The 25,240-nt window shown below is 29.4% G+C and carries 22 protein-coding genes and 1 riboswitch; of the genes, 14 read left to right on the top strand and 8 right to left on the bottom strand.

What is annotated here, in order from left to right:
* Window positions 1–4 precede the first annotated feature (4 nt).
* The 14 genes from EXC34_RS01945 to hpt all read left to right on the top strand — a co-directional run bounded on the left by EXC34_RS01945 (window position 5) and on the right by hpt (window position 12,898).
* Complete coding sequence (locus tag EXC34_RS01945) at window positions 5–1,789, top strand: MAG1210 family protein (RefSeq protein WP_129687687.1); 1,785 nt, start codon at window positions 5–7, stop codon at window positions 1,787–1,789.
* An 80-nt stretch (window positions 1,790–1,869) separates the two neighbouring features.
* Complete coding sequence (locus tag EXC34_RS01940) at window positions 1,870–2,538, top strand: LemA family protein (protein ID WP_096385747.1); 669 nt, start codon at window positions 1,870–1,872, stop codon at window positions 2,536–2,538.
* 172 nt (window positions 2,539–2,710) lie between these two features.
* Entirely contained in the window at window positions 2,711–3,718 is a 1,008-nt protein-coding gene (locus EXC34_RS01935) for a nicotinate phosphoribosyltransferase (protein ID WP_129687686.1), read from the top strand.
* A gap of 2 nt (window positions 3,719–3,720) precedes the next feature.
* On the top strand, window positions 3,721–4,464 hold the full coding sequence (gene plsY, locus EXC34_RS01930) for a glycerol-3-phosphate 1-O-acyltransferase PlsY (protein ID WP_129687685.1): 744 nt from the start codon (window positions 3,721–3,723) through the stop codon (window positions 4,462–4,464).
* 161 nt (window positions 4,465–4,625) lie between these two features.
* A complete protein-coding gene (gene efp, locus EXC34_RS01925; RefSeq protein WP_096385738.1) occupies window positions 4,626–5,189 on the top strand; it encodes an elongation factor P in 564 nt (187 codons plus the stop codon).
* On the top strand, window positions 5,189–5,491 hold the full coding sequence (locus tag EXC34_RS01920; RefSeq protein ID WP_129687684.1) for an MMB_0454 family protein: 303 nt from the start codon (window positions 5,189–5,191) through the stop codon (window positions 5,489–5,491). The genes efp and EXC34_RS01920 overlap by 1 nt, the downstream gene beginning before the upstream one ends.
* 54 nt (window positions 5,492–5,545) lie before the next feature.
* Window positions 5,546–6,661: a tRNA 2-thiouridine(34) synthase MnmA gene (mnmA, locus tag EXC34_RS01915; protein ID WP_129687683.1), complete on the top strand. Its 1,116-nt coding sequence runs from the start codon at window positions 5,546–5,548 to the stop codon at window positions 6,659–6,661.
* Window positions 6,662–6,670: 9 nt separating this feature from the next.
* Window positions 6,671–9,292, top strand: a complete 2,622-nt coding sequence (gene alaS, locus EXC34_RS01910; protein WP_129687682.1) for an alanine--tRNA ligase — start codon at window positions 6,671–6,673, stop codon at window positions 9,290–9,292.
* Window positions 9,285–9,716, top strand: coding sequence for a Holliday junction resolvase RuvX (ruvX, locus tag EXC34_RS01905; RefSeq protein ID WP_129687681.1), 432 nt, complete (start codon window positions 9,285–9,287; stop codon window positions 9,714–9,716). Before alaS ends, ruvX begins: the two co-directional genes overlap by 8 nt.
* Complete coding sequence (locus tag EXC34_RS01900; RefSeq protein WP_129687680.1) at window positions 9,716–10,405, top strand: BC85_0335 family putative methyltransferase; 690 nt, start codon at window positions 9,716–9,718, stop codon at window positions 10,403–10,405. The genes ruvX and EXC34_RS01900 overlap by 1 nt, the downstream gene beginning before the upstream one ends.
* 51 nt (window positions 10,406–10,456) lie before the next feature.
* Complete coding sequence (gene greA / locus EXC34_RS01895) at window positions 10,457–10,942, top strand: transcription elongation factor GreA (RefSeq protein WP_004418999.1); 486 nt, start codon at window positions 10,457–10,459, stop codon at window positions 10,940–10,942.
* 78 nt (window positions 10,943–11,020) lie between these two features.
* Window positions 11,021–11,680 (top strand): deoxynucleoside kinase, encoded by a 660-nt coding sequence (locus EXC34_RS01890; protein WP_129687679.1) that lies wholly within the window; start codon window positions 11,021–11,023, stop codon window positions 11,678–11,680.
* Between the two features lie 3 nt (window positions 11,681–11,683).
* Complete coding sequence (locus EXC34_RS01885; protein ID WP_129687678.1) at window positions 11,684–12,337, top strand: deoxynucleoside kinase; 654 nt, start codon at window positions 11,684–11,686, stop codon at window positions 12,335–12,337.
* A 27-nt stretch (window positions 12,338–12,364) separates the two neighbouring features.
* On the top strand, window positions 12,365–12,898 hold the full coding sequence (gene hpt, locus EXC34_RS01880) for a hypoxanthine phosphoribosyltransferase (RefSeq protein WP_129687677.1): 534 nt from the start codon (window positions 12,365–12,367) through the stop codon (window positions 12,896–12,898).
* Between the two features lie 258 nt (window positions 12,899–13,156).
* Here hpt and EXC34_RS01875 read toward each other — a convergent pair whose 3' ends face one another.
* The 8 genes from EXC34_RS01875 to EXC34_RS01840 all read right to left on the bottom strand — a co-directional run bounded on the left by EXC34_RS01875 (window position 13,157) and on the right by EXC34_RS01840 (window position 24,719).
* Window positions 13,157–14,137: an ABC transporter permease gene (locus EXC34_RS01875; protein ID WP_165001214.1), complete on the bottom strand. Its 981-nt coding sequence runs from the start codon at window positions 14,135–14,137 to the stop codon at window positions 13,157–13,159.
* A 13-nt stretch (window positions 14,138–14,150) separates the two neighbouring features.
* Window positions 14,151–15,092, bottom strand: coding sequence for an ABC transporter ATP-binding protein (locus EXC34_RS01870; RefSeq protein ID WP_129687675.1), 942 nt, complete (start codon window positions 15,090–15,092; stop codon window positions 14,151–14,153).
* Between the two features lie 426 nt (window positions 15,093–15,518).
* On the bottom strand, window positions 15,519–15,965 hold the full coding sequence (locus EXC34_RS01865) for a DUF3899 domain-containing protein (RefSeq protein ID WP_129687674.1): 447 nt from the start codon (window positions 15,963–15,965) through the stop codon (window positions 15,519–15,521).
* 212 nt (window positions 15,966–16,177) lie between these two features.
* Window positions 16,178–18,553: an ATP-binding cassette domain-containing protein gene (locus tag EXC34_RS01860; protein ID WP_129687673.1), complete on the bottom strand. Its 2,376-nt coding sequence runs from the start codon at window positions 18,551–18,553 to the stop codon at window positions 16,178–16,180.
* Window positions 18,543–19,634, bottom strand: coding sequence for an ABC transporter ATP-binding protein (locus EXC34_RS01855; RefSeq protein ID WP_129687672.1), 1,092 nt, complete (start codon window positions 19,632–19,634; stop codon window positions 18,543–18,545). Before EXC34_RS01855 ends, EXC34_RS01860 begins: the two co-directional genes overlap by 11 nt.
* Before the next feature lie 8 nt (window positions 19,635–19,642).
* Window positions 19,643–20,893 (bottom strand): ABC transporter permease, encoded by a 1,251-nt coding sequence (locus EXC34_RS01850; RefSeq protein ID WP_129687671.1) that lies wholly within the window; start codon window positions 20,891–20,893, stop codon window positions 19,643–19,645.
* An 11-nt stretch (window positions 20,894–20,904) separates the two neighbouring features.
* Window positions 20,905–21,948 carry an ABC transporter permease gene (locus EXC34_RS01845; protein ID WP_004419019.1) on the bottom strand — a complete coding sequence of 348 codons (1,044 nt, stop codon included), beginning with the start codon at window positions 21,946–21,948 and terminating at the stop codon, window positions 20,905–20,907.
* Between the two features lie 17 nt (window positions 21,949–21,965).
* Window positions 21,966–24,719: an OppA family ABC transporter substrate-binding lipoprotein gene (locus EXC34_RS01840; protein WP_129687670.1), complete on the bottom strand. Its 2,754-nt coding sequence runs from the start codon at window positions 24,717–24,719 to the stop codon at window positions 21,966–21,968.
* A gap of 106 nt (window positions 24,720–24,825) precedes the next feature.
* Window positions 24,826–24,991, bottom strand: a riboswitch (Lysine riboswitch).
* Between the last annotated feature and the right edge of the window lie 249 nt (window positions 24,992–25,240).

The raw sequence follows: 25,240 nt of genomic DNA, 5'->3' as shown, positions 1-25,240 counted from the left end.
AAATATGGAAAATGAAAAAACAATAGATCAACCTTTAAAAGAATTTGGTCAATATGACGAGCTGAATAATCAAATAATTGATAAACATTTTCAATATTTTGTTGAAAAATCCAATATTAATGTTGAAGAAAACATTGAACAAGTTAAAAAAATTGATAAAACCCAAGCAAAATTAGCATCAGTAAATTATCGGCTAAAAGGTTTGAAAACTGGTTCAATTTTTAACATAATTGGTATAGTTGGATCGTCGATTGCTGCAATTGTCGGTTTGACACTTGTGATAATGTATGCAAATTCACCAAAATCGCAAATATTTATTGGTGGAATTATTTCATTATTACTTGGAATAACATTATTTGTTTTACTTTTAGTTAATCAAATTCTTAACATTAATAAAAAAATAAATTCAACTGAAAGTGAAAAAAGTAAAGTAGAAAAACTACTTTCTGATGAAAAAGAAACTGCTTATAATCAGACACTCCCACTAAGATTACTGTTCAAACAAGGGACAAAATTTAAAATTTTTTCTGAATCATTGCCTCTAATTAAATTTAATAGAAGCTTAAAAATGTCTGATATAGAAAATTTAAGAAATAAATATGACTATGAAGATACTCCGTATGACATTGAAAAAATGGCAACATATATTCAATCTGGATCAATTTATGGCAACCCATTCATTATAAAGACTGAAAAATCACACGAAATAATTGATAAAACATACCACGGTTCATTAACTATCCATTACACTGTAGCACACAGGAATTATGATGGAAAAATTACTCAAAGAACTGTTACAGAAGTGTTGCGCGCTCAAGTTGTAAAACCCTATCCACTTTTCACCGACACCTCTTGAATAACATTTTTTTCAATGGCGGCACCTAATTTATCATTTTCAAGAGATTCTCAAAAAATACACAAATTGTCAGACAAAGAACAAAAATCATTAGTTAAAAAGACACAAAAAGAAATTGATAAACGTAAAAAGAAAGATCACAGTTTTACTGCGCTTGCTAACACAAAATTTGAAGCCTACTGAAATGCCCCAAACCGAGATAATGAGCTTGAATTTAGATTATTATTCACCCCACTTGCTCAACAGAATTTATGTGACTTGCTTGAAAATACAAAAATAGGTGTTGGAGATACATTCTCAATGTATAAAAATAAAAAAATAACTGAGATATTCCATGACGAGTTGCAAGATATAAATTTAATTGATGATCAACAAGAATTTTATGAATATTCATTCAATAAAATTAAAGAAAAATTTTACAAATTCAACAAAGAATGCTTTAGAAAAATTTATTGATCATTTGCCCCGTATTTTTCAATCCCTATTTATCAGCAAACAAAAGATTTTGATTGAGAATTTGACAAGTCAAGCAATTCACCATTAAGCGAATGAGAAATTGAAAGTCAAATTAATCTTTTACCAAGAAAACTATTTGTTCACCCAAATACAAAAACACAATCAATATTAAAAATATTTAACCCAACTAAAGGCGAAAATATTGAAGAATCATACGTTTATTCATTGAGTTATGACATAATCGAGAGAGTTGACTATGTACCGGTTAGAGGTGGCGATGGCAAGATTCACCATGTACCTGTTTATTGAGATGAATATATTGAACTGGCAAATAAAACAAAAATTGAATTAGTACCTTTCGAAAATCAAGTTGTAGACGAAGATTGAGAAGAAAAAAACAAAAAATTCATTACCGATGATTCTTATATCTCGAGTGGTTCAATCATTAAAGTTTTATCATCTAATCTTGCACAATAACGAAGATACTTATTAATAAAACACTATTTAGAGTATAATATTTACACAAATACTTTTAATTAACTTTTAGGAGATTTATTATGTCAAATCAATTAGATGAAATGAATGGCCCAACATTAGAAAATGGGCGTGATGTCAATGTTATAAATCAAAGAATACCAGTTAAAATTGGAGCGGGAACTAAAGCCTTTATTGTTATTTTATGACTATTATTCATTATTCCTGGACTAATTTTTATGCTTAAAAAAGTTCGGGCAAGAACATATTTAGCACAAGTTGAACAAAAAATGCAACACAATGCTTCTCAAATTGATAACTACTTAGAACAAAGAGTTATTATTATGCAAAATATGGCAAGCATTGTTGCTAAATCAGTAGAGCTAGACAAAGATGTTATGAAGACTGTTGCTGCATACCGTAGTGGTGTAAATATTAATGAAGACACAAGAAATGATGTTGCAACAAATATTGATACAACAATTAGGGGCTTACATCTACAAATTGAAAACTACCCAGAACTAAAAGCACACAGCGCACTTAGAGATGCAATACAACAAAACTCATACCTACAAAAAGAAATTACAGCAGCTCGTGAAATTTACAACGACACTATTCTAGAATGAAATAGCGCAATTCAAGAATGACCTACAAAAATGGTTGTTGCTGCGGAAAAAGGTTACACAACCAGAATTCCATTTGCTACAAGCTCAGAAGTTAAACAACAAGCAAGACAAAACTTTTTTGAATAAAAGCAGTCTTGCTTTTTTTGTTTTCAATTGATTTTTCAATTCATTTGGGAAAAATCAACCTAGACTAAAGTTTATAAATCCATTTATTCACATTAATACTATTGAATATTAATATCTATTTGAATAATTTAATTTAATATTATAATTACATAGATAATTTGAAAGGCTAATAATGAGTAATAAATACGACAAATATATTTCATCTTATTTTCACAGAACAGAAAAAATAATCGAAACATATAATCCAAATAATGTTATTAAATTGCAATTTTTTCAACGAACTGATAATGCAATGCTAGCAGGTATGGACGAAGTTTTAAGCTTACTTAAAAATAATACCGATACTTCTAAATACAAAATAAGATACTTGGAAGACGGATCAATAATAAACAATCTTGAAATTGTTCTTGAACTTGAGGGCCCATATCAATATTTTGGCAAATATGAAGGTATTATCGATGGCATTTTAGCTAGATCTTCAAGTATAGCAACTAATATGCGTAGATGCATTGAAGCAGCAAATAATAAAACGATAATTTTTATGGGCGATCGAATGGATCATTGATCAATGCAAGAAATTGATGGTAAAGCTGCAAAACTTGCTGGATGCAAAATAATGTCAACCGATGCACAAGATTTAAGTAATGAAGAAACTTTTGGCTCAGTTCCTCACTGCCTAATTCAAAACTTTGGCGGCGATACCGCCGCTGCAATGCTTGCATACCAAAAATTATTCCCAAACGATAAATTAATTTCACTTGTTGACTACAATAACAATGTTATTGACGATTCTCTTAAGTCATTTGCTGCTCTAGGTGATAATTTGTGAGGAGTGCGTATTGATACCTCAAAAAACATGAAAGACCATATGTTTGATAACGAAGAAGATAATCCCGAATTTTATGGTGTGAATGTTGAACAAGTTAAAAGACTAAGAAAAGCATTGGATAAAGTTGGCGCTCAAAATGTAAAAATTGTTGTAAGTAGCGGATTTAATGATCAAAAAATCAAAAAATTCGAAGACAACAATGCTCCAGTAGATGCTTATGGAGTAGGCCAAAGCATATTTAAACCAAATGTTTCATTTTCTGCCGATGCAACAATGTTAAATGGCCAAAAACAAGCAAAAGAAGGCCGTTGATACAGAACTAACGAAAGACTAATTGAACTAAAAGGTTAATAATGAGTTATCAAATCGACTCAAAAATTATTTTTTCAATTATTGGCCTTAATTTATTATTAATTTTTATTGGTTATTTAATAGGTTCGCTAAATACTTCAATTATTTTGTCTTCAAAATTAAAAAAAGATGACGTTAGAAATCATTTTAGTCAAAATGCAGGCGCAACTAATTCATTAAGGGTTTATGGCAAAAAATTTGCTTTAACTGTATTTATTATTGATTTTTTCAAGGTTATAATACCATCTTTAATTTTTATAATTTTAATAAGATATGTTTGATATGATTTTGCCAAAATTTACTGAATGAGCCCGCAAGCAATTGGTTTTGGCGTTATTATTGGCCACTGTTGACCTGTATTTTTCAAATTTAAAGGCGGAAAAGGAGTTGCTTGCACATCCGCTTTCATACTTGTAATTAATCCAATTTTATGAGTTTTTGCCGGAATAATCTTTTTTAGTTTTGCATTCAAAACTAAAAAAGTATCACTAAGTTCAATGTGCACTGCATCAATAATTGTTCCATTTGTTTTCATACCTTGATTCACACAAGGAATGCCAGGTTATTGACTAAATTTTATAAATTATAGTAACAATATTTCATTAAATAATTTACAGCCATATTGATTTGTATCAGGTATATTTTATTTAACTTCAGTAATAATTATTATAGTTCTTCATAGAAGCAATATTAAAAGACTGTTAGCAGGTAAGGAATCAACATTATCTCTTAAAAGCGCAAAATAGGTTTTAGCCTATTTTTTCTTTTTCAATTGAAAAATAATTGAAATAAGAAAAAAATATATTCAAAAATTGACCTAAACAACATTCTAAGAAACTTATTATTAATATTTAGTATTTAGTTTAAAATAATATTATATTAATTTAATTAAGTTTAGGAGACTAAAATGATAAATGTTAATACATTTAAAGGTGGAATTACTTTTGAAGATGAAGGCGAAATTTTTGTAGTTATTGAAGCACAACACTCAAAACAAGGCCGTGGACAAGCAAATGTTAAAGCTAAAGTTAAAAACTTAAGAACAGGTGCTATAACAATCAAATCATATACAGGTGGGACAATGATTAAAAAAGCCCACATTGATAAACGTCCAATGAATTACCTTTATTCAGATGGTGAAAACATTATTTTGATGGATAACGAAACATACGAACAAGTTGAAATTCCATTGAAAAATGTCGAATGAGAAATGAACTTTTTAAAAGAAGGCTCAACTGTAAAAATTCGTAAATTTGGCGAAGAAATTCTTGACGTTGAATTAGACGCATCTGTTACACTTGAAGTAACAGAAGCGCCAGATGCTGTTAAAGGCAATACAACAAATAATCCTCAAAAGAAAGTTAAGGTTGAAACAGGTTTTGAACTTGAAACACCAATGTTTATCAAAGAAGGGGATGTTATTGTAATCTCAACTGAAAGTGGCAAATACATTAGTAGAGGAAATAAATAATGGTTGGAATTACAGTTTCAAGTGATTACAATCAAAGTTATACTGTTTCTGGAGACGCTATTTGCCAATTAATTAGTCAGTGTGCTAGTGATACTAATTTTTTAAAATTAGATGCAGAACCAAAAATTATTTATAACAAAGACTACTCAAACGCATCATTTATTATTGATGTTAAAGTCAAAAAAAATAAAAATATTGCCGAAATTATTGAAAATTTCGCAACAGAATTTGAAACTCGTTTTAAAAGTTTAATTGATATTAAACCACACGATATAAGAGTTTGCTACGTTGGTAGTTATTAATTTTATCCAACCGCTTTTGTGGTTGGCTTTATTTATTTAAAGTAAGGAGGGCTAATGAATAAAAAAGTTATTTTAGGAATGTCGGGCGGCGTTGATTCATCAGTGGCTGCTGCTTTATTACTTGAACAAGGTTATCAAGTTGAAGGCTTATTTATGAGAAATTGAGACTCGTATGTCAACAATGATTTTTTAGGCAATAATGAAATAAATAATCCAATTTGCCCTCAAGAACAAGATTACCAAGATGCACTAAAAGTGGCACAAAAATTAAACATTAAGCTACATAGAGTGGATTTTATTAAAGAATACTGGGAAAATGTCTTTGAAAATTTCATTGAAGAATACAAAAAAGGACGCACACCAAACCCAGATATTCTTTGCAATAAACACATTAAATTTTCAGCCTTTGCAAATTATGCTTTTGACGTATTAAACGCTGATTATATTGCTATGGGTCATTATGCTGACGTAAAAAATGGTAATTTATACCGCGCTAAAGATCAAAATAAAGACCAAACCTACTTTTTGGCTCAACTAACAAATCAGCAACTCAAAAAAGTTTTAATGCCGCTTGCTAAATTTGAAAAATCACAAATTAGACAAAAAGCTAAAGAATTAAATTTAATTACAGCCTCCAAAAAAGATTCAACGGGAATTTGCTTTATTGGTGAGCGGAATTTTACTCAGTTTTTACAAAACTACATTCCAGCCCAACCAGGCGAGATAGTTTCAATTGTAACCAATAAAGTAGTTGGCAAACACGATGGATGTTTTTATTACACATTAGGACAAAGAAAGGGCTTAAATTTAGGCGGAATGCAAGAGGCACATTATGTTTGTGGCCACGATGTACAAAAAAATATTGTCTATGTTGCGCCATCCTCAAATTTAAGTTATTTGGAATCAGATTCACTATTAGCAAGCAATCTAACATTAAACAATTTAGACTTTAATCCTAACAATTTAACAGCTAAATTTAGATATAGACAAAGTGATATACCAGTTACAATTGAAATTTTAAAAGATAATTGAATAAAAGTGCATTATCCAAGTAAATCACAAGCGGTCACACCGGGCCAACAAGTTGTTTTATACGATGGTGAAAAATGTATCGGCGGAGCAATTATTGAAAAAATTTATTCAAATAACATTGAAAAAACTTATGTATAAGGAGCTAGCATGAATTCAAAAGAAATAAGAAATAAATGACTTGATTTTTTTGAATCAAAAGGTCATTTAAAAATTGAAAGTAAAAGTCTTATTCCAGTTAATGACCCATCTTTATTATGAATTAATTCAGGAGTTGCAACACTTAAAGATTATTTTAGTGGCAAAAAAATACCACCAAAAAATCGTTTAACAAACTCACAAAAAGCAATCAGGACAAATGATATTGAAAACGTTGGAGTAACCTCAAGACACCACACATTTTTTGAAATGCTTGGTAATTTTAGCATTGGCGATTATTTCAAAGATGAAGCAATAGAATTTGCTTTTGAATTTTTAACTAGCGAACTTAAATTGGACATCAATAAACTTTATTTCACATTTTTTGAAGAAGATACTCAAACAAAACAAAAATGATTGTCATTAGGTGTTGATGAAACCCATATAATTTCAGGTTCAAGAGACACAAACTTTTGAGATGTCGGCGCCGGACCTTGCGGCCCATGTACTGAAATATTTTATGATAGAGGACCAAAATTTGACTCGCGTGGCATTGAGTTATTGAAAAATGATATTGAAAATGACCGTTTCATTGAAATTTGAAACATTGTTTTCAGTCAATTTAACAATGAAGGCGAAAACAAGTACACTGAATTGGCACAAAAAAACATTGATACGGGCGCTGGACTTGAAAGAATTGCTTCAATTCTTCAAGACGCACCAACCAACTATGATTCTGATTTATTTTTAGGAATTATTCGCGAAATTGAAAAATACACTAACCTAAAATATGATGTAGAAAACTACTTTACAAAAGATGAGAAACAACGCGAAATTAACACGTGTTTCAAAATTATTGCTGACCATATTAGAACTGTTGCTAATGCGCTTGGTGATGGTGAATCAATTTCAAATGTTGGTCGAGGCTATATCATCCGTAGATTAATTAGGAGATCTATTTATAAAGCAATGCAGCTTGGGATTAAAGATTTATTTTTACACAAATTAGTTCCAGTAGTTCATGATTCATTACCTTTTGAATATGATATTAATAGTGTTTCACAAGCAATACTTGCTGAAGAAGAAATTTTTGCCAAAACCATTGAAAATGGTAAAGAATTGTTAGAAAAACACATTAAAAATAACACAAAAATATTTGATGGTGAAATTGCTTTTCATTTACTTGAAACATACGGATTCCCAATTGAGCTTACTGAAGAAATACTTGCTAAAAAGGGTATTTCAATTGATTTAGAAGGCTTTGAAAAAGCAAAACAAAAACACATTGAAGCAAGTAGAGGCAACAAACAAAGCGGTATGCAAAAAGCAATTAACTCATTATCATTAATAAACTCTAAAGTTTCAATATTTACCGGTTATGAAACTACAAGAGGAACTGCAAAAGTAATTGAGTTATTTGATACTGAAAAACGAGTTGATTCAGCAAATGGCAAAGCTTATGTTTTATTGGATAAAACACCATTTTATGCAACTAGTGGTGGCCAAAAACACGATGAAGGTTACATGCTTCAGGGTGAAAACAAAATTAAAATCATTGATGTTTTTAAAGATAAATTCGGGAATAATATTCACTTAGTTGAAGGGAAAATTAATAAAAACGAACCAGTTGAATGCTTTGTTGATGAATATGTTCGTTTGAATTGTGCAAGAAACCACTCTGCAACTCACTTAATGTTCTCAGTTATGAGAAAAGTTTTAGGATCATATATTAAACAATTAGGTTCTGACATCAATGAAAAAAGATTTACTTTTGACTTCCCGGGAGATTCGCGTCCAACCGATGAGCAAGTTAGAAAAATTGAATTGGAAATGCGCCAAATAATTAAAAATGATATCAAGCGTGAATACATAATTTCAACAATTGAAGAAGCAAAAAACTTACATGCTGTTATGACAATTGAAGAAGACGAATATATGGATCCTAAAGCTGTTAGAATTGTTAAATGATCAAACATTACTAGTGACCTTTGCGGAGGTACACACTTAGACCATAGTTCAATTTTAGAAAACTTTAAAATAACAGAAGTTGAGAAAAAACAAGCTGGAGTTTATCGTTTTAGAGTTGTTACATCAAATAAACTTGTTGATGAATGGTTAAAAGAGCAAATACAAATTTATAGCGAAGAGCTTGCAAACATTGTCAACAAAATTAAAGCTATGGATTCTACTTATAATTTAGAAACACAAAACGATAATAATCTTGAAAATTTATTGAATAATATTCAAAAATCAATTGAAAAAGGTAGAGAAGATTTTAGAAAAATAAATAAAGAGAAAGCAAGTGTTGAGTTTAAAATAAGTTCTCAAGATGCTTTAGAACTTGAAAAAGGTAAAAAATTCTATATCAATTTAAATATAGAATCTTCTCAAATCAAACAAACAGCCTCAACACTTAGAGAAAAATTCCCCAATGCCACTATTGTTCTTGCAAGTGTGAATGAGAATCAAACATTACTCGCTATTGCATCAAAAACAAAAGATTCAAATCAATTATTCAAATTAATTGGCAAAAATCTAAATGCAAAAGGCGGTGGTTCAGCTATTTTAGCAATGGGTAAAATTGATTCAACAAGTGAACTTGAGCAAATAATATTGGAGGCAATTAGTGCGTAAACTTTCATTGGATTTAGGAACCAAAACTTGTGGTTTTGCAATCACTGATTCAATGCAAATTATTGCTAGTGCCCTTGAAACTATTCGTTTCGAAGAAAACGATTTTGACAAAGTAATAGACCATATAAAAAAATATTTAGCTAAATATAATGACATTGATGGCTTTATCATCGGAATACCACTAAGAAGCAATGGTCAAAAAAGCGAAAGAACAATTTTAATTGAAAATTTTGCAATAAAAATCAATGATATTTTTGACCAAAACGTTTATTTAGTGAATGAATATGGAACAACAATAAAAGCCGAAAAAACTCTTAAGTCGGCTAAGCTAAATCACAAAAAAGTGCGCGAAATAAAAGACTCTTTATCTGCAGTTATTATTTTGCAAGAGTTTTTACAATATGGCGGAAAGTTGGTTAAATAATGCCACAATGATTAAAAATTGCATTATGAGTTTCAGTAGGTGTTGTAGGTTTTTTAGGCATCTCAGCATTTATTATTTCTTTGGTTAAAGTGAAAAAAATTAAAGATAAATATATTAATGATAAAGATGCGCTAGCTAAGAAACAATTAATAGAACTTCGGGGTGAAAATTGAGGCAAATTACCATATGAGTTAAAAGAATTTTATAATTCAAAAACTAACGATAATGATATTGACAGTTGAATAAATACAGTATTTTTAAACGATTATAAAACACTTTTAATTGCAAGTAAAAACTTAGACTATGAGCTTGTTTGTTTGAATTTACTTTCGCCATCTAAAATTACAATAAATAAAAATAATTTTGATGAAAACAAATATGCTCAAGCATGCAAAATAAACACTGAATTAAGCAACAAAAAAATCAGCGTTTTATCCCAAAACGAAATTAAAGATTCTAAATTTGATTTAATTTATGCAACAAATATCATTGAAAATAACACTGATATTTTTGCAAACTACTTTAATTTATTGAATAATAATGGTATGTTGGTTATCCGCCAAGATGACACAAATAAAGCTAAATTACGCGATTTAATTTCAGATTTAAAATTTGCGCAAGTAACATATGAAGTTTCAAGTGTTGCAAGTAAATTTATTTACATTGTAAAAAATGCAAATATTTCTTAAAAAATATAAACAAAGTTGATAAAATAAAAAATAATTACAAAGGAGATTTCTATGTCAAAAATTCAAGACAAAATTTATTTAGCCCAAGAAACACTAGATAAATATAAAGCCGAGTACCATGAATTAGTTAATGTAAAACGTAAAGAAGTTCAACAAGCTCTAAAAGAAGCTCGCGCACAAGGTGACTTGTCGGAAAACGCGGAATATGACGCGGCTAGAGACTTACAAGGAGTTGTTGAAGGCAGAATTCTAGAATTAGAAGCAATAATTGAAAAAGCTGAAGTAATTAGCACCAATGAAGCAAGAACTTCAACCAAAATTGGTGTAGGTTCTACTGTTAAATACGAAAAAATTGATAGTGGCGAAATTAAAACAGTGACTATAATGGGTATCCACGATAGCGACCCTTTAAATGGCAAAATCTCTAATGTTTCTGCATTGGCTTTAGCACTTAGCGATGGCAAAATTGGCCAGATTGTTGAAGTTGATGCTGCAAGTAAATACTCAATCAAAATTCTTGATGTTGAATATAAATAATCTATTAAGTAATTAAGTAATGCAAATTATTTTAATTACTTTTTTTAAACTTTTATTTACGAATTTTAAGGAGCAAATATGATAATTGGCATAAGCGGAATGATTGGTAGCGGTAAAAGTTCACTTACTAAAAAACTTTTAAACCATTATAAAGGTTCAATGATATTGAATGAATTTGAAGAAAATGACGAAGAGTTTAATGTTTTTTTAGAATGATTATACAAAAATGAAGAAAATATAACAATGAGCTTTCAATCTTATATGATTGAGCGGCATGTTGATAAATTTTCCGAAATAAAACAATTATTTATTGAAAAAGGAAAAAATCTTTATAATGACCATCTATTTTTAGACCGTTTTGCAATTGAACACCACATATTTGCTTCCGTTATTCTTCAAGATAAAAACCCGCATTATCAACAAGCCTATGATTCAATGTTTAAGCAAATGATAACAAATGAAGAAACTCCCCATTTTGCAATTTTTTTAGATATGACTCATGAAACATTTAAAAAGAGACTTTTTGCAAGAGGTCGCGAGGTGGAAGTCAAAAACTATGAGCAAAATGCAGAATATTTTGCAAAATTGCACTCTGTATATAAATCAAAATTTGAACAATTGGCAAAATTATACAAAATGCCATTCTATATAATTGATACAAACAATTTATCTGAAAATCAAGTTTTAGATCAAGCAATCAAAATAATAGATAATCATATAATAAGTGGGAAAGGTTAAAAAATGATAATTGGTATTAGTGGAATGATTGCGAGTGGCAAAAGCACTCTTGCAAAAAATTTAGCAAAATACTATAATAATTCAATATATTTAGAAGAATTTCAATCTGAAGATAAAATTTTTAACCAATTTATTGAATGATTTTATAAAGGTGTAAAAAATATCAATTTAGCATTTCAAGCTTATATTTTAGAATCTTCAGCAAATACTCTTAGAAGTGCTCTAATTGATTTTTCAAAAAGCGGCAAAATTTGCCAAACAAACCATATTTTTCTTGATAGATTTAACCTTGAACATTACATTTTTGCATTAATTTCAATGAAAAACAAACCAGCAAAATTTATTAAAGCTTTTGACCAATTGTTTAATAAAATGATTGAAAAAGAGCAAAATCCAAATCTAGCTATTTTTATTGATATTGACTTTGATAATTTCAAGGAACGTTTATTCAAACGCGGGCGTGAAAGTGAAATTAAAAACTATGAGCAAAATGAAGAATATTTTAAAGAATTGCATGCTCTATATAGACATCTTTACGAAAAACTTATGAATACGTACAAAATCCCATACGCAATAATTGATGGAAATAATAAAAATGAACATCAAATTTTAGCCGAAGCAATAAATATAATTGAAAAATTTGACTTTTCAAAATAAATTATAAAATTATATAAAGGACTAAATATGGACAAAAGATTCACAAAAATTTTATACACTCAAACAGAAATTGAACAACGCATTAAAGAGCTTTCGCAATGAGTTAACGAAACATACAATAACTCTAAAGATTTAGTTATTGTTGGATTGTTAAAAGGAGCTATTCCCTTCATTGCTCAATTAATAAAAGGTGTTGATATTGAAAACGAACTTGCTTTTATGATTGCTTCTAGCTATCATGGTGCAAGTCAATCAAGTGGAAATGTCAAAATTATTATGGATCTTGAGGTTGATATTGAAGGAAAAGATGTTTTGATTGCAGAAGATATCATTGATTCTGGAATTACACTTGATAAAGTAAAAAATATGCTTTTACAAAGAAATCCAAAAAGTCTAAAAATAATTACTTTACTCGACAAACCATATAATCGAAAAGTTAATTTGGAAGCTGATAAAGTCGGTTTTGTAGTTCCAAACGAATTTATTGTCGGATTTGGGCTAGATTATCAAGAAAAATTTAGAGGAATACCATTCATTGGCGTATTTGATCCCAAAAAATAAATGACGCGATTTCCTGTGTTTCCCACTTTTATAGTGTTAGTTAGCTGTTTTAAAAGATTTTATTAATCCATACTATATATAGTATGGATTTTTTTGTATTTTTTAATTACAATTATGATATAAAAGGATAACGGAATATGATTTCATTAAAAAAATTGTAATTAAAAATTAATTAAAAATAACGAAAACCACTTTAAAATAGGGGGTATTCGTTATTTTAATCTATGAAATTGGGAAACTCAGGAAAATTGACTGCGTTTATTTTCTTTTTAGGTTAGATAAAGAAATGTTTAATGTTATCATCAATAGAGTTCATGATGCTGTATAAATTAATGAGCCTCATCATTTAATGTCTTGACCAAATAAAATATTAAAATCATATATTGCGTGTTTTTCGCTGAATAATTTTTGAATAATAGGGTTTTTTTCTGAAAACACAAGTCCTTGGGTAATAAAATGACGAATCATGTTGGAAATGTGAGTTGATGGAATTAAAGAGCTAAATTCAGCAACTGCACGCGGAAAAGTGTGTAATGGGACGAAAGCACCAATTAAAAAGCCGGCAATTGCACTTAAGCTAGCACTAATAGCGCTAAAGGCAGAAGTATTATTTAAAAAACTTAAAATAAAGACAAATAATGAACTATTTAAAAATGCGGCCAAGATTATTAACCCTATGACAATAAATACCTTAGCTGTGTCAAATGAATAATAAGTCTTTGTATGACTTGAATCATTAAGAGTGTTTGCTAACTTCGAAGGATCTAGTGTTTTTAAAATTTCTGGAATATTAAACATATTTTGAAAGTCAGTGTTTTTAACTTCTACTACCAATGTTTTATTAATACCCATTCAACATATACCGATAACAAAAATAAATAGAGTAATGCAAATGTTCAAAATTATATTATAGATTAAATAGCTACATCTAACAATTCCAGCTCGCACAGGCGAAATGTACAAATCGTTAAGAACTTTACGTTCTGTGTCGGTAACCATAATCGATGAAAGACTAATAGCATTAGTAAATGAGGTAACTGAAAGTAAACCAATTAGCATTGATATATCGGCATATTGATCTTTTATTTTTGCAGGCAAATACTCAGGCATTTGGCTTAAATAAATTTTTCGCGCAAACAAAACGAAACACAAAAGAACAATTAATGGCGACAAAAAAGTGAAGAATATTCTTCTTTTATCTTTGAAAAAAATAATTAAATTACGTCTTGTTAAGTACATTAATTTGCTCATTTTATTTGTGTCCTTTCTGTGTTACGTTTAAAAATACCTCGTCCATTGTTCCTTTATTGAATTCAAAATCTTTTAGTTGAGCTATATTTCTTGTAACAAATTCATGTCCTTGCGCCGCTGAATCGAAACGAATAATGTAAATACCATTTTCAACTTCGTAGTTAATGTTTTTACTTTGAGTGATTAATTCTTTAAGTTTGTCTGTCATTTGATATATGCGAAGTATTGAAGATGAATATTTTACTTTTAAAGCAGCTGGTGTGTCTTCAACTAGTTTTTGACCTTTTTCTAAAATTATGACCCTTGAACAATCATCTGCTTCTTCCATATAGTGAGTAGTTAGCATTATTGTAAGTTTTCTTGTTTTTTGTATTTTCTTTAAAATTTGTCAAACAAGTTTTCTTGAATTAGGATCTAAGCCAGTTGTTGGCTCATCTAAAAAAAGAATGTTTGGGCTATGAACCAATGCCCGTGCTATGTCTGCTCGTCTTTTCTGACCGCCTGATAAAGTACCATAACGGTGAGATGCGAAATCATTAAGTTGAAACTCATTTATGATTTTATCAACAACGGAAGCCACTGATTCACCTTGCATATAATCTTTATAAAGAGTTGCTCTAACCATAAGATTTTCACGAATTGAAAGCTCAGGATCAAGAATTGATTCTTGAAAGACAATACCTACTTGATTTCTAATATCAAGTTGGTTTTTATCTATGCTCAAACCATTGATAAAAACTTGTCCTTTATCTCTTTTTAATAGTCCTAGAATAATGTTTAATGTAACTGTTTTCCCGGCCCCGTTTAGACCTAAATAGCCAAATAACTCCCCTCTTTTAACACTAAATGAAACACCTTTTAGTGCTTTATTTTTTTTAAAGCTTTTTTGCAAATCCTTTATCACTATTATTTCATCATTATCAAAGCTATCTTGTGTTTTCATCAAGCCTCCTGTTTTGTATTTATTTAAATTATAAAATATTATTAGTAATACACATTACTAATATGACGAGTTTACTTAATGCTTTATTTAATTGTAATAATATTTGGGTTAGTGTTAAATAATTATTAAATTGTGACTACTATGTTTTACGCTTAAATTTTTGATTTCAAGATAAAGATTTAATAAATATTTCTCAAAATTAAGAGAAAGAGTTGATATTAACTCGGAAACCAAAGATATTATTAGTAGACAGCGAGAAGATTCAAAAGTCATTCCAGATATATGAACGGAATATGATTTCATTAAAAAAATTGTAATTAAAAATAACTAAAACCACTTTAAAATAGGGGTATTAGTTATTTTTAACCTATGCAATTGTGAAACTCGGGAAAAATAAATGACGCGAAAAAATCGCGTCATTTTTCTTTAAATAAAAGCAAAAATAATTCCAATTATTATTAGTACAACTGCAATAGCAATTATTATCAAAAAAACTAATTTATTGCTTTGAGCATTATTTCTTGCAATGGATTTGTTATTGATGCTTTGTAATTCATTGTTTAAAATTTTAATTTCTGCTCGCGATTCTTGGTTTGATTGTCCCAATTCTAGTCTTTGAATTCTGCGTTTTAATCGATTTTCACGGTTACGCTGACTAATACTAATTAATCCAGAACCTAAACCAAGTTTAAAAGAAAGAATGAATACTCCATAAGCAAGGCAAATTACACCACAAATGAAAAAAGTATCACTTAAAATTTTATATACATTTCCGTTATATTTTTTTTGATAATATGAAACAATAAAATATATACTTGAAACAATAAGTGATACAAGCACTGTAATAAGGTGTAGTCATTTGCGATTTTTCATAGCAAAATTATAAAGCAAAATTACAATATATTATTTGTTTATTATTTTCCCATTTCAATTGTAAAATGAATAAATTAGTAAATTTTGTATATTAATTAAAATGTTTATATTGATTAATAGAGATTAATTTCATTAATAACTACTAAATCATTAATAATTTTCATAGTTAATATAGGCTAAAAAACAAAAATACTGCTTTAAGCAGTATCTTGTTATTTTACCTTTTCAACTGTTAAACCAAAAGGTTTAGATCATTCTGCGGCTTGTTCTTGAGTGCCATAAATGAAGTGATTTTCCTCTACTTTAAACAATTCAGGAATATTTGGGTATGCTTGCCCTTTGAAATAATCTAACTCAAAACTAATGTTTTCAAATTTTTCATTTGCGTTAGATATTTTCGGTATTGCCTTGAATAGGTTAATTGTATATGGGTGGATTGGTTTTGAGTAAACTTTTTGAGTATCTCCTGATTCAACTATTTTTCCATAGTGCATAATCTGTACTCTGTTAGCAATATATTCGATCATTGATAAGTCATGAGCGATAAAAATCATGCCAATATTTTTCTTCTCACAAAGGTCTTTTAGAAGGTTGACGACTTGAGCTTGAATTGAAATGTCTAATGAAGCAATAGGTTCATCAGCAACAATAACTTTAGGTTCAGTTATTAGAGCACGAGCAATAACAATTCTTTGACGTTGGCCCCCACTAAATTCATGAGGATAACGGTATGCAAATTGTTTTAATAGACCAACATCTTCAAGTGATTTATATATCGAAGTTTTTATTAATAGATTTGAAATTAATATTTTGGCAATAATATTGCCCGAAATTTTCTTGAAAAATTTAATTATTTTTGAATCAACTGCATTTTCTGTATCAATACCAAGCAATACTTTAATTGCTTTGATATCTTTATTTAAATATTTAACTTCAATTTCAAATGATTTTAAAGTTAATAATTTAGATTTGTATTTTGATTCATAAATTTTTATTAATTTTGAGTATTCACTTATTGAAGTTTTGTCGGCTTTTGATTGAATTAATTGTTTTAAATTCTCTTGTAAATGTGCAATGAATTTTTTGTGTGCTTGCGCAACAAGCGCATTTGTTTCACTTTGAATATCTTTTAAGCCTAAATATTCTTTACGTTCAATTTCAACCTCGCTTAAAAGTTGTGCGAATTCTTTTTTATGTAGAATTACATACTCGTCAAGCATTTGTTTGATGACTATTTTTGCTTTTTCATATTTTTCTTTTGCTATTTCAACATCTTGTGGAGTAGCAGATTTTTTATGTTTATCAAAGCCTTTTGAGTTCTTGTCAATTTTTTTACGTAATGAATTGATTTGGGCAATATATTGGTCAAAATTTTTCTTATTTAATTCATGTCATTTTGTTGAATCAAAAACAAATTTTTCGTTAATTAATGCTAATATTGTATTTTTTAATTCTGGAGAATATTTTAATTCTTGTAAGTGTTTAGTGAAAAAATCTTTCGAATAAGATTGAATTTCACTAATTAATTCACGAGCTTGAGTATATTTTAGCGACAACAAGTGACTTTTTAACTCTTTAACAAGTGATCTTAGTTTTTTAGTTAAAAGTTGATTTTTTAGATTGTGTGAATAAATATCTAAATTTGTTGATAGTAATTTAGCATTTCGATAAATTATTGAATCTTTTTTGAATTCATCAATAAAGTTGTTAAAAGTATTGACAACTGTATTTTTTTCTTCTTTAAAAGCTTTTTTAATATCAGATATTTCTTGTTTTCATATTGATACATTTTTGATTGAATTGTATTGTTTTAAAGACATTTTTGACAATTTTAAAGTCTTTAAATATTCATCTTTAGCAGCTTTTAATTCGCTTTCATCTAATTCTAGATTGCTATTTCTAAAATCGTTTTGTTTTTCATAGTAAAAACTCATTAATTCATCAGTATTTGAGTATAAATTACTTACAATTTGACTTTCCATCGTTTGTTTTTGTTCAAGATAGCCAAAATAAGCGTTGAAATTATCTTCTAAAGAAATTGAATCATCAATTTTGTAATTTTGTAATTTAGCTAGTCAGTAAGGGAAAAAATCTTTAGCTAACTCATTAATTGATTTTAAATTTTGCAATTCAAGTGATTGATATTTCTTTTGAAATGTGTAAAAGTACATTTCTTTAATATCAACTCAGTCTTTGAAAATATCATTTATTTTATTTTTGATTATTCCATTGACAATTAATGGTTCTTTTAATGTCGAATAAATATTTTTCTGACCATTAAGTGAAGCATGAGGGTCTTGAAAAATCATTTGAATATTTTTACGTAAAAATTTAGTTCTAGAACGCGAAATTCTACGTCCACTAATAACTTTGCCATCAAGTGTAACAAATCCATTAAAGTCTTCATATAAACGCATTAATGAACGACCAACAGTTGTTTTACCCGAGCCTGATTCACCAATTAGCCCAACAATTTCGCCCTTATTTACACTAAAACTAATATCATCAACAGCTTTATTGACTATTCCAGCATTACTAAAGTATTTTTTAAGAGATTGAATCTCTAATATTGGTTTATTAGTTTTCATCGTCTACAAATACCTTTCTAAAGCTTTCTAATCTAACTTTTAAATCTTGTGGAATTTCAATTTTTGGTGCATCTGGGTGTAAAAGTCAAGTTGCTGCATCATGGCGTGCTTCAACTGGCAATAAAGGCGGCTCTTTAAGAAAATCAATTTCCAGTGCATACTCATTTCTTGGTGCAAAAGGATCGCCTAGTGGCAAGTTTGCCATGTCTGGTGGAGTACCTTTAATTGAATAAAGACGCTCTTGACTGTTTTCAGGTATTGCCGAAATCAATGCTCAAGTATATGGGTGTCTAGGGTCTGTAAAAATCTGTTTTCTAGTTCCTCTTTCAACAATTTTGCCAGCGTACATAACATAAATATAGTCACAGAATTTAGCAACAACACTAATGTTATGACTAATTAAAATTATTGAAATGTTCATTGTTTGTCTAATTCTTTCAAACAAAGCAAGAACTGAAGCTTGAACTGTTGGGTCAAGTGCAGTAGTTGGCTCGTCAGCAATAATTAATTTAGGTTTTAGTGCAACAACCATTGCAATAACTACACGCTGCTTCATACCACCAGAAAGTGTATGTGGATATCTATCAAAAACAGCGTCCGCATCTCTTAAACCAAACTCATCAAGTAGAGATACTAAATAGTTTCTTTTTTCAACATAACTTTTTTCTTTTCACTCTGGATTTAAATTCAAAGCGTCTAAAAGTTGTTTACCGATTTTACGGGTTGGATTCAATGAAGTAAGAGGGTCTTGGGGTATATAACCAATGTAGTGTCCTCTAATTTTTTGTCATAAATTTTCTTTTTTAATTTTATTTAAATCAAGATCTTCAATTTGCATTTTATCGGCAAGAAAATAAGCGCCATCATTGACATTTATTAATGCTTTTGATGTAACTGATTTACCTGAACCTGATTCGCCAACTAGTCCTACAATTTCACCTTTTCTGATTTTTAAATCTAAGCCACGAACAATTCTAATGAAATTTTTGCGACCATTTTTGAAGTCGACTCTTAAATTTTCAATATCTAAAAGTAAACCTTCTTTAAGTGGATTAGTTTTAATTAAATCTATATTTGACATAGTTTATCCTATCTTTTTAATTTAATAACTTTTGGATCTAATGCGTCATGTAGACCAACGGCTATAAATTGTAGACTTATTGAAATGCATAATAATATTGATGCTGGAATAATTAGAAGTCAAACGTTATTTTTCGAATCTTCTAGGTTATCAAGCATGAATTTACCTAAGTTTGCTGATGAATCATCTTTAAAGAAACCAAGGAATGCTAGCGAAGCAATCGAAAGAATTACACTTGGAATTCTTCTTACATAACTCATTGCAATTTTACCCAATATTGCAGGTAGTGCGTGGAAAAAGATTTGTCTTTTTTCACTTGCACCAATACTTTTAGCAGCTAAAATGTATTCTTCATCTTTAACAGTAATTATAAATAAACGAGTTACACCAATTGGCCCAGTTCAACCAACGAATAATAGACCAGCAATTAGCACTCAAGGATTAGTTCCTCAAATTGAAACAAATAATAATAGTCAAATTATTGATGGTGGCGATGTGAATATCTCAATAATACGCATCATAACTGTATCAAGTCATTTACCAGCGTTAAAACCTAAATAAGCACCAACAAATACACCAATAATAATTTCTACTGTCGCTACAAATAATGCAATTCAAAGTGATTCAAGAGTACCTTTTCAAACAGTTGTTCAAATATCGGTTCCGGCATTATTTGTACCAAAAAATGTATGAAGTTTTGGTATAGCATTCTTAAATTCAGCAAGTTGTTCAGCTGTAATAATGGCATTAGGGTCTTTATCTAGAATTTTAAAAATTTTAGAATAAAGCTGCTGACCTTCAAAATATGAATAAGCATTATAATAAAGTATTTGTCCAGGCACTATTTCTTTAAAATTCGCGTAATCTTTTAAATATTTACTATAAGGATCACTTGATCATCTATATAAGTTGGTAATTTTATTATTATCAGTTGTTTCTGTTCATTGTGCAAATATTGGTGGCAAACTTTGAAAGTCTGAAACTTTTTTATCAACTGGTAAATAATAATCAATTGGTTTTACTGCGGGATAAGGAGAAGAAAAACTGACAACTAAAGCGGTGATAATGATTGCTAAAAAGACACAAAAAGCTATAACAACCATTGGATTAGTGAAAAATCTTTTTAATATTTCGATCGCTAATATTTTAGGTTTGCCAGCGATATTGTGAGTGTATTTTTGTTGTTTGACAAGTTTTAACTTATTTTGTTGCTCATCACTAATACCGTAGCGTTGATTAAATTTTAAATTTTCAGCCATTATTCTCCTTTCTATGATTGTTCATTAAGTAATTTGTATTGTTGTGCTCTTATTTTTTTTGCACGCAATATTGCAAAAATATTTAGTCCGCTTGAAGCTTGATATTTAATTCTTGGATCGATTAGTGGATATGAAATATCAACTATGATTTGAGTGAATAGACCTAAAGCAGTGAAGAATAAAATGTTGAACATTAGGATATTTATCTCACCTTTAGGGAATGAGTTAGCAATTATTGTTGAAGTACCTGGAATGAATCAGAATTGCTCAACAATAATTGAGCCAGATAATAAGATTAAATATGATGGAATAATAATTGTTGCTAATGGGATTGAAATGTTTCTAAAAACGTATTTTTTAAAGATCTCAAAATTTCCCAATCCTTTTGTTTTAGCAATCAATACGTAATTTGATGTTAATACAGTTACAACTTGGTTTCTTGAATAAAGTGTATATCCTGAAAGCGAACCAAGTGAGACAACAACGATTGCCGGTATAACTGATTTAATTGTTTGAGCTCAAGTTGCTCCTTGTGAATATGGTGATATAAATCTTATATCAAAACCTGCTTTTTGGAATATACCAAGAAACATTGGCGCCAAAATAAAGCTAGGTACTGCAATGAAGACAAAGACAAATCCACTAATTATTCAATCAACTCACGTACCGCGTTTATATCCCGCAATAATACCGACGATAACGCCGGTAGTTGCTGAAATTATAAATGAAGGTAGCGAAACTAAAATACTTCATTTTAGTGGCTCGAAAAATAATTGCGGAATTGATTCATATGCTCCTGATTTATCAAATATCTCACCATATTGAAATTTGAATATATTGGCAAAATAATTGCCAATTTTTGTAATGATTGGAATCGCGTTATATTGTCTAGATAATTCCTCTAAACCTCTCCTTTTCTCCGTGTCTGTTTCAGCAATTAACTGAATTTCGTACGGGTTTTTAATAAATATAACAGTTAATGTGTATGAAAAGATTAAAATAACAAATAATGTAAGAATGGCTAGGCCAATTCTTTTTGATATATATTTAAACATTTAAATTATTTAGAAAATTATTTTTTTACTATAACGTGTGCGTCCATGATTCAATCTTGATCGGCTCCAACGAATGGGAACACGAAGTTAGGGTTTACTAATGATTCTGAGAAACGATCTAATGATGTTAATTTTTTAGTATCAATAAGGGTTCCAAAGTAATCACTAAATTCTTTTGTTAGTTCGATGATTTCGTCATTAGTTTTTTCTCTTAAATGTGTGTTGAAGAAGCGAGATGTAATTGTTCCAAAATCAGCATCTGTTTCTTTAATATCTGTATTTAGTACTAATTTACCACCATCAAGTTTGTATTCTCTTAAGTGGTGTGCTAGTTTATCTAGATCGCCAAATGAAAGTTCATGTCATTTTGTGTGATCAACAGTTAGTGTGAATGATTTTTTATCAAGTTCATCTTTTATAAATTTATTGAATGCTTCACTTAAAGCAAATAATTTAGGGAATGCTTTTTTGAATGCTTCTCTGTTAGCGTCTGTTCCTTGAGAAAGAATTGCTAGAACTGGGCCAGATTGTGTTAAGTTTACAATACCATCAAAACCTGATCCAGCACTATCAGTATCATAACCTCATCCACCAATAGTAAATGGCGAACGTCCTTTTAAGTGTTGTGCTCAGAAAAGACCTACTTGAGCTTTATCGTATTTAACAGCTTTAAATTCTAGACGTGGGTCTAATTCTTTAAATAATAGTGGGAGTTGTTCGTAAATAGTCTGCATTTTAGCTGGTGTTCAGTTAACTCATCTAAATGTTAATTGTCATTCAACTTTTTGATCTTCTGGAATTTTAGCATCGTCTAGTAATTTTTTGATTTCTGCTTTAATTTCAGCAAAGTGAGGTGATTTTAGTTTTTCTAATTCACTACCTGATGTTGTAACAATTTTACGATAATCTTCAGGTGTTTTAGATGTTGATTTAGTTAGGTCTGATTTAACAAAGGTTGTAGTGTTAATATCTTCATATGCATCACGCATTGATTTTTTAGTTGCATTTGTTTGGTCACTACCGCTAATTTTAGCATCAGGCGCCATTGCAGCTACATACATTTTTGATTTACCTTCTGTTATGAAGCTTGCAACATGTTGATAGTTAATTGCTCTAGAAAGTAATGATCTAAATACATAACCTTTACCTGTATAGAAGTGTTGTGTGTCAGCGCCTTTTACTGCATCTTTAACAATATCTTCTTTAGTTTTACCATACAATAATTTAGCAAAATGATCATTGTATGTTAACTGATCAACTATTGTTTTTAAGTGATCTTTGTTGTTTGTGTCAAATTTAACAACTTCAGAAAATTCATTAGGTAATGCAACAGTAGGTGTAAGGTCGAATACTTGTTCAAGTTGCAGTGATGATTTGTTTAATGACTGGTTGTATTGAACACCATATTTTTGAGGGTTTTGAATAATTGAAGTTTTTTGTTTGTCAGGAACCATTGTTCAAGCCAATCTAGCAATTCTACCTTTTAGATAATCGTCATATAGAACTTCTTTCAATTGATCAACTTTAGCTTCAGCACCAAAGTATCTAAGAACTTGTTTTTCAATGGTTGTTGGATCTTTAACTCATTCTTGATCAACGTAGTGAGGGTTTTTTTCATATGTTTCTTCTTGAGTGTCTCTGTTGTATCCTTTATAAATAAATGGACTAGCATATAATAAGTTTTTGCTATTAAAGCCATATCAGTAAACACCAGCTTGCGATAATATGTTATCTATTGGAATATTTTTAATTTTTTCAAATGTTTCAGCAGATAATTGTTTTTCAGAGTATGACTCTAGCGCTGGGATTTGTTTTTGTTTTGATACTTCTGCAATATATTGGCTAGGAGCAGCACTAAATTCTTGAGATGAAGTTAAGTTTTCTAACAATAACTCAAAGAATGCTTTTTCTTGCGTAGCAATTTTGTTAAATGTTATTTTGTCGCCTTCTAAGAATTTAGATCTATCATTTAAATCTTTAATTTCTACTCCATATAATCCAAATAAATATGCGTTAGGGTAACGGTAATCTTTGCCATAGTATGAAGTGTTTTTTGAAGCAATTTCTCTTAGAGCTGTATCTAGCGCCTCTGTGTCAACACCTTTATCCTTAGCTGCATTTTTTCTTTGTGCTTTACCTAAAAGTTGAGTTCTCATTCATGAAATGTATCAGTCTTCTGGAACTACATCATATTTTGTAACATTGCCTTGTGCATCAACTCATTTAGTTCCTTTACGAACTTCGATTTGTAATTTAGTAGCTTTTGCTAAATCTTCTGCAAATTGTTTAGAGTTAATACTTTTTGGATTTGTTGATTCACCTTTAATAACAGCTTCATGGTAGTAGCCATCAGCATCAGGTTGTTGAAGTAATTGTGCATCATCTGAATCATATTCTTTAGCATGTCCATCAACTATCAAAATAATTTTGGCAGCGTGTTCTATTTTATATTTTCAAAATGATGGTTGTTTAATTTTTGTCGCTATTTTATTGGTTTTTTGGTCAAATTCTCTAACCAATTCAGGTTTGTTATATGTTTTTTTTCTAATTAATAGTGAAGCAAGTGAATCTTCGTGTCTAGCTTGTCATCCACCATAAGCATTTGATTTATCTCTATCAAATTCTTTAGGAATATAACTTGCATTAATTCCGCTTCTTACTATTCTTTGTTTTGCATCATGTGCAAAATCAGCTTTACCACAAGCAGCCGCTAAAGTCAGTGGAGATAATGTTACTAGAGCCAACGGTGCTAAATAAAATCTTTTTCTCATAAATTTCCTTTCAAATAAATTTAATTTACGTTATGTTTAGCATCGTGAAATAAAAATTTTGTAAGACTGGCCTAGTCTTACAAAATAATAATTTTTTTATTAAATTGTAGACTATAGCGCCAATGGATTTCCAAAGAGTAACAAACTGTTATGAATTGTTACCACCTTTAATTTGTGCCCAAATTAAAGATTCGGCTTTCCTATCCTTTCAATAGCATCTTTGCATGCCTGCTAAACTATTTACTATTATGGAAAGCTCCTCTATAGTATCTATAAAAGCAGGTCTTAACCTGCTTTTGAAATTTTTATTTCCTTATTCAAAATAAAACAGGTTAACTCAAATTAGAAATAGCTCAGCATGCCATTCCATTAATATTTGAATTACGTTTCATTGAATAAGTTTTTAACATAACGCAATTATTTTAGCACTAAAAATATGATTAACAAAGCATTTTTTATTTTATGTGAAAATGTTTTCATAAATTGCACTTTTATTATATATAAGGTGATAAATAGATTTA

This window comes from Mycoplasmopsis bovigenitalium (assembly GCF_900660525.1).
In the GTDB taxonomy this organism is placed as follows: domain Bacteria; phylum Bacillota_I; class Bacilli_A; order Mycoplasmatales; family Metamycoplasmataceae; genus Mycoplasmopsis; species Mycoplasmopsis bovigenitalium.
Note: the sequence above shows the minus strand (reverse complement) of the source record. Positions and strands in the feature narration are given on the sequence as shown.